The sequence below is a fragment of the Pseudomonas sp. PVC-5-1 genome, from assembly GCF_057444345.1.
Map to the genome: position 1 here is coordinate 115,998 of NZ_CM172024.1, position 16,364 is coordinate 132,361.

The window sequence follows — 16,364 nt, forward strand, 5'->3', positions numbered from 1 at the left end:
CTTACTTCTGCGCCTCGTTCTTGGTTTTCTTCTTGAACATCTCAAGCATGCGACGGGTGACCAGGAAGCCACCGAACACGTTGACTGCGGCCAGGGCCACTGCCAGGGTGCCCATCAGCTTGCCGGCCGGGGTCACCGTCAAGGCGGCGGCCAGCATGGCGCCGACGATGACGATCGCGGAGATGGCGTTGGTCACGGCCATCAGCGGCGTGTGCAGCGCCGGGGTGACGTTCCACACCACGTGGTAGCCCACATAGATGGCCAGCACGAAGATGATCAGGTTGTAGATGCCATGGGAAATCAGCATGTCTTCCATTGTCGTGCTCCTTAGCCGTTCTTGCGGACGACCTGACCATCACGGCACATCAGGCAGGCCGCGACGATGTCGTCTTCGAGGTTGATGACCAGCGCGCCGTCCTTGTCGAACAGCAGCTTCATGAAGTCCAGCAGGTTGCGTGCATACAGTGCCGAGGCATCGGCGCCCACCTGGGCCGGCAGGTTGGTCGGGCCGACGATGATCACGCCGTTCTCCTGTACCACCTGGTCGGCGACGGTCAGTGGGCAGTTGCCGCCTTGGGCTGCTGCTAGGTCGATGACCACCGAGCCGGGCTTCATCTGCGCGACGGTTTCGGCGCTGAGCAGGGTCGGCGCCTTGCGCCCCGGGATAAGCGCAGTGGTAATGACGATATCCGCCTGCTTGGCGCGCTCGTGCACGGCCTGGGCCTGGCGTTGCATCCAGCTGGCCGGCATAGGCCGGGCGTAACCGCCGACACCTTCGGCGCACTCGCGCTCTTCATCGGTTTCGTAGGGTACGTCGATGAACTTGGCGCCCAGCGACTCGATCTGCTCCTTCACGGCCGGGCGTACGTCGGATGCCTCGATCACCGCGCCCAGGCGCTTGGCCGTGGCAATGGCCTGCAGGCCGGCAACGCCCGCGCCCAGGATCAGCACGCGCGCGGCCTTGACGGTACCGGCGGCGGTCATGAGCATGGGCATGAAGCGTGGGTAGTGATGGGCAGCCAGCAACACCGCCTTGTAACCGGCGATGTTGGCCTGCGACGACAGCACGTCCAGGCTCTGCGCCCGCGAGGTGCGCGGCGCGGCTTCCAGGGCGAACGCGGTAATGCCGCGCTCGGCCATCTTGCCGATCAGCTCGCTGTTGAAGGGGTTGAGCATGCCCACCAGGAGGCTGCCACTGTTGATCAGGGCAAGTTCCTGGTCGTTGGGGGCGACCACTTTGAGCACCAATTGGGCGCCGTAGGCATCGGCTGCACTCCCCAGGGAAGCACCCACGGCCTCATAGGCACTGTCCGGAATGCTGGCATTGAGCCCTGCCCCCCGTTGGACGGTGACCTGATGGCCCTGGCCAATCAGTTTCTTGATGGTTTCCGGGGTCGCAGCGACCCTTGTCTCACCGGTCTGCGTCTCGAGAGGAACACCAATGTGCACGACTATTTCTCCTGCGGTGACCTTTTGTCTTTTTAAAAGCCAGCGCACTTCGGATGGTGCGCTGGGGCGGCTGTGGAGCGCCGACCCGCCGAATCCCGGGCGGGCGAAGCATTTTGCAGACGAAGCCAGAGGCCTTCAACCGGTTCTGGAGCGAAACGAAGTCAAAACTACAAGTCACCCTGTGACCGTATGTCGCAACGGTCTGGCTGCAGCCTGTCAAACATAGGCTATTGGCAGATTAGGAGAAAAAAACAAAAAATTTGCGGTTGATTCGCTTACGGCTTGGTGAATGTCGCAAAATAACCCGCGAAGCCGCGCCGTAAGCAGGGTTAAAGCGGATTTTTGCTCCTGCATAACAGTTTATGTATATGCGACAAATACATATATCTGTAGGTGTTAAAAATAATTGACTACGGAGTCAATTTATCGTGCCTGCTCACGTCTTGGCCGTGTACGCCTGGGCCTGGCTTACCAGCCAGTCACGGAAGGCGCGCAGCGAAGCCGACTCCACTTTGCGCTCCGGAATCATCAGATAGTAGGCCTTGTCACTACTCAGGGCATGCCTGTTAGCGACCACCAACCTACCCTCCTCCAGCTCGCGCTGGATCAGGAACGGTGGAATCAGGGCGATGCCCATCTCATGCATGGCCGCCTGAGCGAGCATCGAGAATAGTTCATAGCGCGGGCCTGTCATGTCGCGTTCCACATTCATGCCGACGCTGCCGAACCATTGCCGCCAGGCATAGGGGCGCGTGCTCTGCTGCAGCAGTGGCAGTCGGGCAATACGCTGAGCGTCGAGTGTGCCCTGCCCGCCCAGCAGCGCCGGGCTGCACACCGGTACCGGGTTTTCCCCCATCAGCCGGTGCGACTGGGTGCCGGACCAGTCGGCATCGCCGAAGTAGATAGCGGCATCGAAGGTGGTGTCGGCAAACAGGAAAGGCCGGGTGCGGTTGGTGAGGTTTACCGTGACCTCCGGGTGGCGCTGCTGGAAGTCCTTTAGCCGTGGTAGCAGCCATTGGGTACCGAAGGTGGGCACGACGGCCAGCTCGATCACGTTGGCGCCCTGCTGGCGCATGACTGATAAGGTGTCGCGCTCTACCGCGTCCAGTTGGGCGGCCACTTGGCGGCTATAGGAAAGGCCTGCTTCGGTCAGCTTCACGCCGCGGCGCGAGCGGCGGAACAGTTCCACATTGAGGAAGGCTTCCAGGCCGCCTATCTGCCGACAGACGGCGCCCTGGGTCAGTGCAAGTTCCTGGGCGGCCTTGGTAAAGCTCTCGTTGCGGGCCGCCGCCTCGAAGCAAACCAGGGCGGCGGTACTGGGGATCTTGCGGCGCATGTACGTCAACCTCACTCGTAAGGCTGTCAATATGGCGTTTTGCCGATTTACGAAGTGACAAATTATCACTAATTGGTGCGCAATCCTCGTTTGTCCCGGCGGCCGATCAGGCCTAGGCTCAAAGGCACAAGAAACTGCCCCCTATTTCGAGGATTTCGCTCATGGCCGGTAAAGCAAGCTTCAACTGGATCGACCCGCTGCTGCTCGATCAGCAGCTCACTGAAGAAGAGCGCATGGTGCGTGACAGCGCTTATCAGTTCGCCCAGGACAAGCTGGCCCCGCGTGTGCTCGAGGCCTTCCGTCATGAACAGACCGACCCGGCGATCTTCCGTGAAATGGGTGAGGTCGGGTTGCTGGGCGCCACGATTCCCGAGCAGTACGGTGGCAGTGGCCTGAACTACGTGTGCTATGGCCTGATTGCTCGCGAGGTAGAACGCATCGACTCGGGTTATCGCTCGATGATGAGCGTGCAGTCGTCGCTGGTGATGGTGCCAATCAACGAGTTCGGTACCGAGGCACAAAAGCAGAAGTACCTACCCAAGCTGGCCAGCGGCGAGTGGATCGGTTGCTTCGGCCTGACCGAGCCCAACCACGGCTCCGACCCGGGTTCGATGATCACTCGTGCCCGGAAGGTCGACGGCGGCTACCGCCTGACTGGCAGCAAGATGTGGATCACCAACAGCCCGATCGCCGATGTATTCGTGGTCTGGGCCAAGGACGATGCGGGTGATATCCGCGGCTTTGTTCTGGAAAAGGGTTGGCAAGGTCTCAGCGCGCCGGCGATTCACGGCAAGGTCGGCCTGCGCGCCTCCATCACTGGCGAAATCGTCATGGATAACGTATTCGTGCCGGAGGAAAACATCTTCCCGGATGTACGCGGCCTCAAAGGCCCGTTCACCTGCCTGAACTCCGCCCGCTATGGCATCTCGTGGGGTGCGCTGGGCGCTGCGGAAGCCTGTTGGCACACCGCGCGTCAGTACACCCTGGACCGTCAGCAATTCGGTCGCCCGTTGGCTGCCAACCAGTTGATCCAGAAGAAGCTGGCCGACATGCAGACCGAAATCACCTTGGCACTGCAGGGCTGCCTGCGTCTGGGGCGGATGAAGGACGAAGGCACGGCTGCAGTGGAGATCACGTCGATCATGAAGCGTAACTCCTGCGGCAAGGCGCTGGATATTGCCCGCATGGCGCGTGACATGCTGGGTGGCAATGGCATTTCCGATGAGTTCGGCGTGGCTCGTCACCTGGTCAACCTGGAGGTGGTCAACACCTATGAAGGTACTCACGATGTGCATGCACTGATCCTGGGGCGTGCGCAGACCGGCATCCAGGCCTTCTATTGATAAGGAGCCAGCCCATGGGCGCGCTATCACATCTGCGGGTGCTGGACCTTTCTCGCGTGTTGGCCGGCCCATGGTCTGGCCAGATTCTCGCTGACCTTGGTGCCGATGTGATCAAGGTCGAGCGCCCTGGCAGTGGTGACGATACACGCTCATGGGGGCCGCCCTTCCTCAAGGATGCCGAGGGTGAGAACACCAGTGAGGCGGCCTATTACCTGTCGGCCAACCGCAACAAGCGCTCGGTTACCATCGACTTCACACAGGCCGAGGGGCAGCGCCTGGTGCGTGAGTTGGCGGAGAAGTCCGATATCGTCATCGAGAACTTCAAGGTTGGTGGGTTGGCTGCCTACGGTCTGGACTACCAGAGCCTGAAGGCGATCAACCCGCGGCTTATCTATTGTTCCATCACCGGGTTCGGGCAGACCGGGCCTTATGCAAGGCGCGCGGGTTATGACTTCATGATCCAGGGGTTGGGCGGGCTGATGAGCCTGACCGGCCGCCCGGAAGGTGAGGAAGGTGCGGGGCCGGTCAAGGTAGGGGTGGCGCTGACCGACATCCTTACCGGGTTGTATTCCACGGTGGCGATCCTCGCTGCCCTCGCCCATCGCGAGCAGACCGGGGTGGGCCAGCATGTCGACATGGCGTTGCTCGATGTGCAGGTGGCCTGCCTGGCGAATCAGGCGATGAACTACCTGACCACGGGCAACCCGCCTCGTCGCCTGGGTAATGCGCACCCCAATATCGTGCCTTATCAGGATTTTCCGACGGCGGATGGCGACTTCATCCTTACCGTGGGCAACGATAGCCAGTTCCGCAAGTTCGCCGAGGTGGCCGGGCAGCCGCAGTGGGCGGACGACCCGCGTTTCGCTACCAACAAGCTGCGGGTTGCCAACCGGGCTGAGCTGATTCCTCTGATTCGCCAGGCCACGGTGTTCAAGACCACGGCGGAATGGGTGAGCCAACTGGAGGCTGCAGGTGTGCCGTGCGGGCCTATCAATGACCTGGCGCAGATGTTCCAGGACCCGCAGGTGCTGGCGCGCGGATTGGCGGTAAGCATTCCGCATCCGTTGGCGGGAAGCGTGCCGCAGGTGGCGAGCCCGATACGGCTGTCGGAGACGCCGGTGGAGTACCGTCGGGCGCCGCCGCTGCTGGGTGAGCATACCGAGGTGGTGCTGGAGGATGTATTGGGGCTGGGTGCCGGTGAGGTGCAACGGCTACGCAGTGCTGGCGTCCTTTAAGGGCCTGTGGCCTAGGTGAAAGCGGGGAGGCCGTCAGGCCTTCCCGCTTTGCTTTTCAGCGATATCAAAGTTTCTTGAAATTAAGGGTTGACGCGGTTTCGAATCCCCTTATAATGCGCCCCACTTCTGACGTAGTCGAAGCGCAAAACTTCTTGCAAATCAATTAGTTAGGCGATTCAGGTAGTGTCAGGAGCGCTTCGATCGAATGATCGGCAGCGGTTGAGATGATGGTTGACAGCGCTTCTAAACGCTGTATGATTCGCCTCCCGCTACGAGAGATCGCAGCGAGTCAAGTGTTTGAAGCTAAACGAGTTTCTCGCAAAAAAACTTCAAAATAAACGCTTGACAGCAAATGAGGAAAGCGTAGAATGCGCGCCTCGGTTGAGACGAAAGGCTCTTAACCAAACGCTCTTTAACAAATCGAATCAAGCAATTCGTGTGGGTGCTTGTGAGTACGGACTGATAGTCACAAAGATTATCAGCATCACAAGTGGCCATGCGAGAAATCACATAGTCATTTGAGAATGCTGAGCCAAGTTTAGGGTTTCTTAAAAACCCAAGCAGTATTGAACTGAAGAGTTTGATCATGGCTCAGATTGAACGCTGGCGGCAGGCCTAACACATGCAAGTCGAGCGGATGACGGGAGCTTGCTCCTTGATTCAGCGGCGGACGGGTGAGTAATGCCTAGGAATCTGCCTGGTAGTGGGGGACAACGTTTCGAAAGGAACGCTAATACCGCATACGTCCTACGGGAGAAAGCAGGGGACCTTCGGGCCTTGCGCTATCAGATGAGCCTAGGTCGGATTAGCTAGTTGGTGAGGTAATGGCTCACCAAGGCGACGATCCGTAACTGGTCTGAGAGGATGATCAGTCACACTGGAACTGAGACACGGTCCAGACTCCTACGGGAGGCAGCAGTGGGGAATATTGGACAATGGGCGAAAGCCTGATCCAGCCATGCCGCGTGTGTGAAGAAGGTCTTCGGATTGTAAAGCACTTTAAGTTGGGAGGAAGGGCAGTAAGTTAATACCTTGCTGTTTTGACGTTACCGACAGAATAAGCACCGGCTAACTCTGTGCCAGCAGCCGCGGTAATACAGAGGGTGCAAGCGTTAATCGGAATTACTGGGCGTAAAGCGCGCGTAGGTGGTTCGTTAAGTTGGATGTGAAAGCCCCGGGCTCAACCTGGGAACTGCATCCAAAACTGGCGAGCTAGAGTACGGTAGAGGGTGGTGGAATTTCCTGTGTAGCGGTGAAATGCGTAGATATAGGAAGGAACACCAGTGGCGAAGGCGACCACCTGGACTGATACTGACACTGAGGTGCGAAAGCGTGGGGAGCAAACAGGATTAGATACCCTGGTAGTCCACGCCGTAAACGATGTCAACTAGCCGTTGGAATCCTTGAGATTTTAGTGGCGCAGCTAACGCATTAAGTTGACCGCCTGGGGAGTACGGCCGCAAGGTTAAAACTCAAATGAATTGACGGGGGCCCGCACAAGCGGTGGAGCATGTGGTTTAATTCGAAGCAACGCGAAGAACCTTACCAGGCCTTGACATGCAGAGAACTTTCCAGAGATGGATTGGTGCCTTCGGGAACTCTGACACAGGTGCTGCATGGCTGTCGTCAGCTCGTGTCGTGAGATGTTGGGTTAAGTCCCGTAACGAGCGCAACCCTTGTCCTTAGTTACCAGCACGTTATGGTGGGCACTCTAAGGAGACTGCCGGTGACAAACCGGAGGAAGGTGGGGATGACGTCAAGTCATCATGGCCCTTACGGCCTGGGCTACACACGTGCTACAATGGTCGGTACAGAGGGTTGCCAAGCCGCGAGGTGGAGCTAATCTCACAAAACCGATCGTAGTCCGGATCGCAGTCTGCAACTCGACTGCGTGAAGTCGGAATCGCTAGTAATCGCGAATCAGAATGTCGCGGTGAATACGTTCCCGGGCCTTGTACACACCGCCCGTCACACCATGGGAGTGGGTTGCACCAGAAGTAGCTAGTCTAACCTTCGGGAGGACGGTTACCACGGTGTGATTCATGACTGGGGTGAAGTCGTAACAAGGTAGCCGTAGGGGAACCTGCGGCTGGATCACCTCCTTAATCGACGACATCAGCCTGCTGATGAGCTCCCACACGAATTGCTTGATTCATTGTAAAAGACGATGCTGTAACGCGACCCTGTTATAGGTCTGTAGCTCAGTTGGTTAGAGCGCACCCCTGATAAGGGTGAGGTCGGCAGTTCAAATCTGCCCAGACCTACCATTACATGGTTCAGCCGTAGAATACGGGGCCATAGCTCAGCTGGGAGAGCGCCTGCCTTGCACGCAGGAGGTCAGCGGTTCGATCCCGCTTGGCTCCACCACTTTCGCCGTACGCAGTAGCTTGTCAGAACTTAGAAATGAACATTCAGCTCGAATGTTGATTTCTGACTTTTGTCAGATCGTTCTTTAAAAATTCGGATATGTGATAGATATAGACTGATGGCCAGTTTCACTGCTGGTTAATCAGGCTAAGGTAAAATTTGTGAGTTCTGCTCGAAAGAGCAACATGCGAATTTTCGGCGAATGTCGTCTTCACAGTATAACCAGATTGCTTGGGGTTATATGGTCAAGTGAAGAAGCGCATACGGTGGATGCCTTGGCAGTCAGAGGCGATGAAAGACGTGGTAGCCTGCGATAAGCTTTGGGGAGTCGGCAAACAGACTGTGATCCAGAGATCTCTGAATGGGGGAACCCACTCAGCACAAGCTGAGTATCTTGTACTGAATACATAGGTGCAAGAGGCGAACCAGGGGAACTGAAACATCTAAGTACCCTGAGGAAAAGAAATCAACCGAGATTCCCTTAGTAGTGGCGAGCGAACGGGGACCAGCCCTTAAGTTGATTTGAGATTAGTGGAACGCTCTGGAAAGTGCGGCCATAGTGGGTGATAGCCCCGTACACGAAAATCTCTTGTCAATGAAATCGAGTAGGACGGAGCACGAGAAACTTTGTCTGAATATGGGGGGACCATCCTCCAAGGCTAAATACTACTGACTGACCGATAGTGAACCAGTACCGTGAGGGAAAGGCGAAAAGAACCCCGGAGAGGGGAGTGAAATAGAACCTGAAACCGTATGCGTACAAGCAGTGGGAGCCTACTTTGTTAGGTGACTGCGTACCTTTTGTATAATGGGTCAGCGACTTATATTCAGTGGCGAGCTTAACCGAATAGGGGAGGCGTAGCGAAAGCGAGTCTTAATAGGGCGTTTAGTCGCTGGGTATAGACCCGAAACCGGGCGATCTATCCATGGGCAGGTTGAAGGTTAGGTAACACTGACTGGAGGACCGAACCGACTACCGTTGAAAAGTTAGCGGATGACCTGTGGATCGGAGTGAAAGGCTAATCAAGCTCGGAGATAGCTGGTTCTCCTCGAAAGCTATTTAGGTAGCGCCTCATGTATCACTCCAGGGGGTAGAGCACTGTTTCGGCTAGGGGGTCATCCCGACTTACCAAACCGATGCAAACTCCGAATACCTGGAAGTGCCGAGCATGGGAGACACACGGCGGGTGCTAACGTCCGTCGTGAAAAGGGAAACAACCCAGACCGTCAGCTAAGGTCCCAAAGTCATGGTTAAGTGGGAAACGATGTGGGAAGGCTTAGACAGCTAGGAGGTTGGCTTAGAAGCAGCCACCCTTTAAAGAAAGCGTAATAGCTCACTAGTCGAGTCGGCCTGCGCGGAAGATGTAACGGGGCTCAAACCATGCACCGAAGCTACGGGTGTCATCTTTGATGACGCGGTAGAGGAGCGTTCTGTAAGCCTGTGAAGGTGAGTTGAGAAGCTTGCTGGAGGTATCAGAAGTGCGAATGCTGACATGAGTAACGACAATGCGAGTGAAAAACTCGCACGCCGAAAGACCAAGGTTTCCTGCGCAACGTTAATCGACGCAGGGTTAGTCGGTCCCTAAGGCGAGGCTGAAAAGCGTAGTCGATGGAAAACAGGTTAATATTCCTGTACTTCCAGTTATTGCGATGGAGGGACGGAGAAGGTTAGGCCAGCCTGGCGTTGGTTGTCCAGGTTTAAGGTGGTAGGCTGGAATCTTAGGCAAATCCGGGATTTCAAGGCCGAGAGCTGATGACGAGTTGCCTTTAGGCGACGAAGTGGTTGATACCATGCTTCCAAGAAAAGCTCCTAAGCTTCAGATAACTGGGAACCGTACCCCAAACCGACACAGGTGGTTAGGTAGAGAATACCAAGGCGCTTGAGAGAACTCGGGTGAAGGAACTAGGCAAAATGGCACCGTAACTTCGGGAGAAGGTGCGCCGGCGAGGGTGAAGGACTTGCTCCGTAAGCCCATGCCGGTCGAAGATACCAGGCCGCTGCGACTGTTTATTAAAAACACAGCACTCTGCAAACACGAAAGTGGACGTATAGGGTGTGACGCCTGCCCGGTGCCGGAAGGTTAATTGATGGGGTTAGCGCAAGCGAAGCTCTTGATCGAAGCCCCGGTAAACGGCGGCCGTAACTATAACGGTCCTAAGGTAGCGAAATTCCTTGTCGGGTAAGTTCCGACCTGCACGAATGGCGTAACGATGGCGGCGCTGTCTCCACCCGAGACTCAGTGAAATTGAAATCGCTGTGAAGATGCAGTGTATCCGCGGCTAGACGGAAAGACCCCGTGAACCTTTACTATAGCTTTGCACTGGACTTTGAATTTGCTTGTGTAGGATAGGTGGGAGGCTTTGAAGTGGGGACGCCAGTTCTCATGGAGCCATCCTTGAAATACCACCCTGGCAACTTTGAGGTTCTAACTCAGGTCCGTTATCCGGATCGAGGACAGTGTATGGTGGGTAGTTTGACTGGGGCGGTCTCCTCCCAAAGAGTAACGGAGGAGTACGAAGGTGCGCTCAGACCGGTCGGAAATCGGTCGTAGAGTATAAAGGCAAAAGCGCGCTTGACTGCGAGACAAACACGTCGAGCAGGTACGAAAGTAGGTCTTAGTGATCCGGTGGTTCTGTATGGAAGGGCCATCGCTCAACGGATAAAAGGTACTCCGGGGATAACAGGCTGATACCGCCCAAGAGTTCATATCGACGGCGGTGTTTGGCACCTCGATGTCGGCTCATCACATCCTGGGGCTGAAGCCGGTCCCAAGGGTATGGCTGTTCGCCATTTAAAGTGGTACGCGAGCTGGGTTTAGAACGTCGTGAGACAGTTCGGTCCCTATCTGCCGTGGACGTTTGAGATTTGAGAGGGGCTGCTCCTAGTACGAGAGGACCGGAGTGGACGAACCTCTGGTGTTCCGGTTGTCACGCCAGTGGCATTGCCGGGTAGCTATGTTCGGAAGAGATAACCGCTGAAAGCATCTAAGCGGGAAACTTGCCTCAAGATGAGATCTCACTGGGATCTTGAATCCCCTGAAGGGCCGTCGAAGACTACGACGTTGATAGGTTGGGTGTGTAAGCGCTGTGAGGCGTTGAGCTAACCAATACTAATTGCCCGTGAGGCTTGACCATATAACACCCAAGCAATTTGCTAGCGCAGATTGCGGTGGTGAAGACGAAACAACCGAAAGTTCGCAACATCACAAATATCGCATATCCGAATTCGCTGGGCTGTCCATCTGGACATTCTGGCAACAGAATTTCTTGACGACCATAGAGCATTGGAACCACCTGATCCCATCCCGAACTCAGCAGTGAAACGATGCATCGCCGATGGTAGTGTGGGGTTTCCCCATGTGAGAGTAGGTCATCGTCAAGATTCATTTCGCAAAACCCCTATCTGCGCATGCAGGTAGGGGTTTTGTCTTTAAGTAGAAGCTATCGCTTCTCCTGGTAGGCTGAACGGCCAGCTGGGGATGAAAAAGGTGGTTGACAGCGTTTTCGAATGCTGTATTATTCACCTCCCGCGACGAGAGATCGAAGCGAGCCAAGTGTTTGAAGCTAAACGAGTTTCTCGCAAAAAACTTCAAAATAAACGCTTGACAGCAAATGAGGAAAGCGTAGAATGCGCGCCTCGGTTGAGACGAAACGCTCTTAACCAAACGCTCTTTAACAAATCGAATCAAGCAATTCGTGTGGGTGCTTGTGAGTACGGACTGATAGTCACAAAGATTATCAGCATCACAAGTGGCCATGCGAGAAATCACATAGTCATTTGAGATTGCTGAGCCAAGTTTAGGGTTTCTTAAAAACCCAAGCAGTATTGAACTGAAGAGTTTGATCATGGCTCAGATTGAACGCTGGCGGCAGGCCTAACACATGCAAGTCGAGCGGATGACGGGAGCTTGCTCCTTGATTCAGCGGCGGACGGGTGAGTAATGCCTAGGAATCTGCCTGGTAGTGGGGGACAACGTTTCGAAAGGAACGCTAATACCGCATACGTCCTACGGGAGAAAGCAGGGGACCTTCGGGCCTTGCGCTATCAGATGAGCCTAGGTCGGATTAGCTAGTTGGTGAGGTAATGGCTCACCAAGGCGACGATCCGTAACTGGTCTGAGAGGATGATCAGTCACACTGGAACTGAGACACGGTCCAGACTCCTACGGGAGGCAGCAGTGGGGAATATTGGACAATGGGCGAAAGCCTGATCCAGCCATGCCGCGTGTGTGAAGAAGGTCTTCGGATTGTAAAGCACTTTAAGTTGGGAGGAAGGGCAGTAAGTTAATACCTTGCTGTTTTGACGTTACCGACAGAATAAGCACCGGCTAACTCTGTGCCAGCAGCCGCGGTAATACAGAGGGTGCAAGCGTTAATCGGAATTACTGGGCGTAAAGCGCGCGTAGGTGGTTCGTTAAGTTGGATGTGAAAGCCCCGGGCTCAACCTGGGAACTGCATCCAAAACTGGCGAGCTAGAGTACGGTAGAGGGTGGTGGAATTTCCTGTGTAGCGGTGAAATGCGTAGATATAGGAAGGAACACCAGTGGCGAAGGCGACCACCTGGACTGATACTGACACTGAGGTGCGAAAGCGTGGGGAGCAAACAGGATTAGATACCCTGGTAGTCCACGCCGTAAACGATGTCAACTAGCCGTTGGAATCCTTGAGATTTTAGTGGCGCAGCTAACGCATTAAGTTGACCGCCTGGGGAGTACGGCCGCAAGGTTAAAACTCAAATGAATTGACGGGGGCCCGCACAAGCGGTGGAGCATGTGGTTTAATTCGAAGCAACGCGAAGAACCTTACCAGGCCTTGACATGCAGAGAACTTTCCAGAGATGGATTGGTGCCTTCGGGAACTCTGACACAGGTGCTGCATGGCTGTCGTCAGCTCGTGTCGTGAGATGTTGGGTTAAGTCCCGTAACGAGCGCAACCCTTGTCCTTAGTTACCAGCACGTTATGGTGGGCACTCTAAGGAGACTGCCGGTGACAAACCGGAGGAAGGTGGGGATGACGTCAAGTCATCATGGCCCTTACGGCCTGGGCTACACACGTGCTACAATGGTCGGTACAGAGGGTTGCCAAGCCGCGAGGTGGAGCTAATCTCACAAAACCGATCGTAGTCCGGATCGCAGTCTGCAACTCGACTGCGTGAAGTCGGAATCGCTAGTAATCGCGAATCAGAATGTCGCGGTGAATACGTTCCCGGGCCTTGTACACACCGCCCGTCACACCATGGGAGTGGGTTGCACCAGAAGTAGCTAGTCTAACCTTCGGGAGGACGGTTACCACGGTGTGATTCATGACTGGGGTGAAGTCGTAACAAGGTAGCCGTAGGGGAACCTGCGGCTGGATCACCTCCTTAATCGACGACATCAGCCTACTGATGAGCTCCCACACGAATTGCTTGATTCATGGTTGAAGACGATCAAGATCCTGTATGGGTCTTGTGTTGTTCCTGGTCAGAACTTGGAAATGAGCATTCGCATCGAATGTTGATTTCTGACTTTTGTCAGATCGTTCTTTAAAAATTCGGATATGTGATAGATATAGACTGATGGCCAGTTTCACTGCTGGTTAATCAGGCTAAGGTAAAATTTGTGAGTTCTGCTCGAAAGAGCAACATGCGAATTTTCGGCGAATGTCGTCTTCACAGTATAACCAGATTGCTTGGGGTTATATGGTCAAGTGAAGAAGCGCATACGGTGGATGCCTTGGCAGTCAGAGGCGATGAAAGACGTGGTAGCCTGCGATAAGCTTTGGGGAGTCGGCAAACAGACTGTGATCCAGAGATCTCTGAATGGGGGAACCCACTCAGCACAAGCTGAGTATCTTGTACTGAATACATAGGTGCAAGAGGCGAACCAGGGGAACTGAAACATCTAAGTACCCTGAGGAAAAGAAATCAACCGAGATTCCCTTAGTAGTGGCGAGCGAACGGGGACCAGCCCTTAAGTTGATTTGAGATTAGTGGAACGCTCTGGAAAGTGCGGCCATAGTGGGTGATAGCCCCGTACACGAAAATCTCTTGTCAATGAAATCGAGTAGGACGGAGCACGAGAAACTTTGTCTGAATATGGGGGGACCATCCTCCAAGGCTAAATACTACTGACTGACCGATAGTGAACCAGTACCGTGAGGGAAAGGCGAAAAGAACCCCGGAGAGGGGAGTGAAATAGAACCTGAAACCGTATGCGTACAAGCAGTGGGAGCCTACTTTGTTAGGTGACTGCGTACCTTTTGTATAATGGGTCAGCGACTTATATTCAGTGGCGAGCTTAACCGAATAGGGGAGGCGTAGCGAAAGCGAGTCTTAATAGGGCGTTTAGTCGCTGGGTATAGACCCGAAACCGGGCGATCTATCCATGGGCAGGTTGAAGGTTAGGTAACACTGACTGGAGGACCGAACCGACTACCGTTGAAAAGTTAGCGGATGACCTGTGGATCGGAGTGAAAGGCTAATCAAGCTCGGAGATAGCTGGTTCTCCTCGAAAGCTATTTAGGTAGCGCCTCATGTATCACTCCAGGGGGTAGAGCACTGTTTCGGCTAGGGGGTCATCCCGACTTACCAAACCGATGCAAACTCCGAATACCTGGAAGTGCCGAGCATGGGAGACACACGGCGGGTGCTAACGTCCGTCGTGAAAAGGGAAACAACCCAGACCGTCAGCTAAGGTCCCAAAGTCATGGTTAAGTGGGAAACGATGTGGGAAGGCTTAGACAGCTAGGAGGTTGGCTTAGAAGCAGCCACCCTTTAAAGAAAGCGTAATAGCTCACTAGTCGAGTCGGCCTGCGCGGAAGATGTAACGGGGCTCAAACCATGCACCGAAGCTACGGGTGTCATCTTTGATGACGCGGTAGAGGAGCGTTCTGTAAGCCTGTGAAGGTGAGTTGAGAAGCTTGCTGGAGGTATCAGAAGTGCGAATGCTGACATGAGTAACGACAATGCGAGTGAAAAACTCGCACGCCGAAAGACCAAGGTTTCCTGCGCAACGTTAATCGACGCAGGGTTAGTCGGTCCCTAAGGCGAGGCTGAAAAGCGTAGTCGATGGAAAACAGGTTAATATTCCTGTACTTCCAGTTATTGCGATGGAGGGACGGAGAAGGTTAGGCCAGCCTGGCGTTGGTTGTCCAGGTTTAAGGTGGTAGGCTGGAATCTTAGGCAAATCCGGGATTTCAAGGCCGAGAGCTGATGACGAGTTGCCTTTAGGCGACGAAGTGGTTGATACCATGCTTCCAAGAAAAGCTCCTAAGCTTCAGATAACTGGGAACCGTACCCCAAACCGACACAGGTGGTTAGGTAGAGAATACCAAGGCGCTTGAGAGAACTCGGGTGAAGGAACTAGGCAAAATGGCACCGTAACTTCGGGAGAAGGTGCGCCGGCGAGGGTGAAGGACTTGCTCCGTAAGCCCATGCCGGTCGAAGATACCAGGCCGCTGCGACTGTTTATTAAAAACACAGCACTCTGCAAACACGAAAGTGGACGTATAGGGTGTGACGCCTGCCCGGTGCCGGAAGGTTAATTGATGGGGTTAGCGCAAGCGAAGCTCTTGATCGAAGCCCCGGTAAACGGCGGCCGTAACTATAACGGTCCTAAGGTAGCGAAATTCCTTGTCGGGTAAGTTCCGACCTGCACGAATGGCGTAACGATGGCGGCGCTGTCTCCACCCGAGACTCAGTGAAATTGAAATCGCTGTGAAGATGCAGTGTATCCGCGGCTAGACGGAAAGACCCCGTGAACCTTTACTATAGCTTTGCACTGGACTTTGAATTTGCTTGTGTAGGATAGGTGGGAGGCTTTGAAGTGGGGACGCCAGTTCTCATGGAGCCATCCTTGAAATACCACCCTGGCAACTTTGAGGTTCTAACTCAGGTCCGTTATCCGGATCGAGGACAGTGTATGGTGGGTAGTTTGACTGGGGCGGTCTCCTCCCAAAGAGTAACGGAGGAGTACGAAGGTGCGCTCAGACCGGTCGGAAATCGGTCGTAGAGTATAAAGGCAAAAGCGCGCTTGACTGCGAGACAAACACGTCGAGCAGGTACGAAAGTAGGTCTTAGTGATCCGGTGGTTCTGTATGGAAGGGCCATCGCTCAACGGATAAAAGGTACTCCGGGGATAACAGGCTGATACCGCCCAAGAGTTCATATCGACGGCGGTGTTTGGCACCTCGATGTCGGCTCATCACATCCTGGGGCTGAAGCCGGTCCCAAGGGTATGGCTGTTCGCCATTTAAAGTGGTACGCGAGCTGGGTTTAGAACGTCGTGAGACAGTTCGGTCCCTATCTGCCGTGGACGTTTGAGATTTGAGAGGGGCTGCTCCTAGTACGAGAGGACCGGAGTGGACGAACCTCTGGTGTTCCGGTTGTCACGCCAGTGGCATTGCCGGGTAGCTATGTTCGGAAGAGATAACCGCTGAAAGCATCTAAGCGGGAAACTTGCCTCAAGATGAGATCTCACTGGGATCTTGAATCCCCTGAAGGGCCGTCGAAGACTACGACGTTGATAGGTTGGGTGTGTAAGCGCTGTGAGGCGTTGAGCTAACCAATACTAATTGCCCGTGAGGCTTGACCATATAACACCCAAGCAATTTGCTAGCGCAGATTGCGGTGGTGAAGACGAAACGACCGAAAGT

General features: G+C 54.8%; 5 protein-coding genes, 2 tRNA genes and 5 rRNA genes. 9 read left to right on the forward strand and 3 right to left on the reverse strand.

Features of this window, described 5'->3' with window-relative positions; translation table 11 throughout:
- Position 1: 1 nt before the first annotated feature.
- The 3 genes from AC2T3R_RS00560 to AC2T3R_RS00570 form a co-directional block, all read right to left on the reverse strand.
- On the reverse strand, positions 2-316 hold the full coding sequence (locus AC2T3R_RS00560) for an NAD(P) transhydrogenase subunit alpha part 2 (RefSeq protein WP_003256966.1): 315 nt from the start codon (positions 314-316) through the stop codon (positions 2-4).
- Between the two features lie 11 nt (positions 317-327).
- Positions 328-1,449, reverse strand: a complete 1,122-nt coding sequence (locus tag AC2T3R_RS00565; RefSeq protein ID WP_015268506.1) for a Re/Si-specific NAD(P)(+) transhydrogenase subunit alpha — start codon at positions 1,447-1,449, stop codon at positions 328-330.
- 436 nt (positions 1,450-1,885) lie between these two features.
- Positions 1,886-2,785 (reverse strand): LysR family transcriptional regulator, encoded by a 900-nt coding sequence (locus tag AC2T3R_RS00570; protein WP_410953071.1) that lies wholly within the window; start codon positions 2,783-2,785, stop codon positions 1,886-1,888.
- Between the two features lie 161 nt (positions 2,786-2,946).
- On the opposite strand from AC2T3R_RS00570, the gene AC2T3R_RS00575 reads away from it, so the two are divergent.
- From AC2T3R_RS00575 to AC2T3R_RS00615, 9 genes are all read left to right on the forward strand, one after another.
- Entirely contained in the window at positions 2,947-4,128 is a 1,182-nt protein-coding gene (locus tag AC2T3R_RS00575) for an acyl-CoA dehydrogenase (RefSeq protein ID WP_003252907.1), read from the forward strand.
- Between the two features lie 14 nt (positions 4,129-4,142).
- Positions 4,143-5,363: a CaiB/BaiF CoA transferase family protein gene (locus tag AC2T3R_RS00580; protein WP_015268508.1), complete on the forward strand. Its 1,221-nt coding sequence runs from the start codon at positions 4,143-4,145 to the stop codon at positions 5,361-5,363.
- 568 nt (positions 5,364-5,931) lie between these two features.
- A 16S ribosomal RNA gene (locus AC2T3R_RS00585) occupies positions 5,932-7,468 on the forward strand.
- Between the two features lie 85 nt (positions 7,469-7,553).
- Positions 7,554-7,630, forward strand: a tRNA-Ile gene (locus AC2T3R_RS00590).
- A 24-nt stretch (positions 7,631-7,654) separates the two neighbouring features.
- Positions 7,655-7,730, forward strand: a tRNA-Ala gene (locus AC2T3R_RS00595).
- A gap of 243 nt (positions 7,731-7,973) precedes the next feature.
- Positions 7,974-10,865 (forward strand): 23S ribosomal RNA (locus AC2T3R_RS00600).
- Positions 10,866-10,996: 131 nt separating this feature from the next.
- Positions 10,997-11,112: ribosomal RNA gene (gene rrf, locus AC2T3R_RS00605) — 5S ribosomal RNA — on the forward strand.
- 446 nt (positions 11,113-11,558) lie between these two features.
- A 16S ribosomal RNA gene (locus AC2T3R_RS00610) occupies positions 11,559-13,095 on the forward strand.
- 317 nt (positions 13,096-13,412) lie between these two features.
- Positions 13,413-16,304: ribosomal RNA gene (locus tag AC2T3R_RS00615) — 23S ribosomal RNA — on the forward strand.
- Together the 16S, 23S and 5S rRNA genes with 2 tRNA genes alongside form the textbook arrangement of a ribosomal RNA operon.
- The last annotated feature ends 60 nt before the right edge of the window (positions 16,305-16,364 follow it).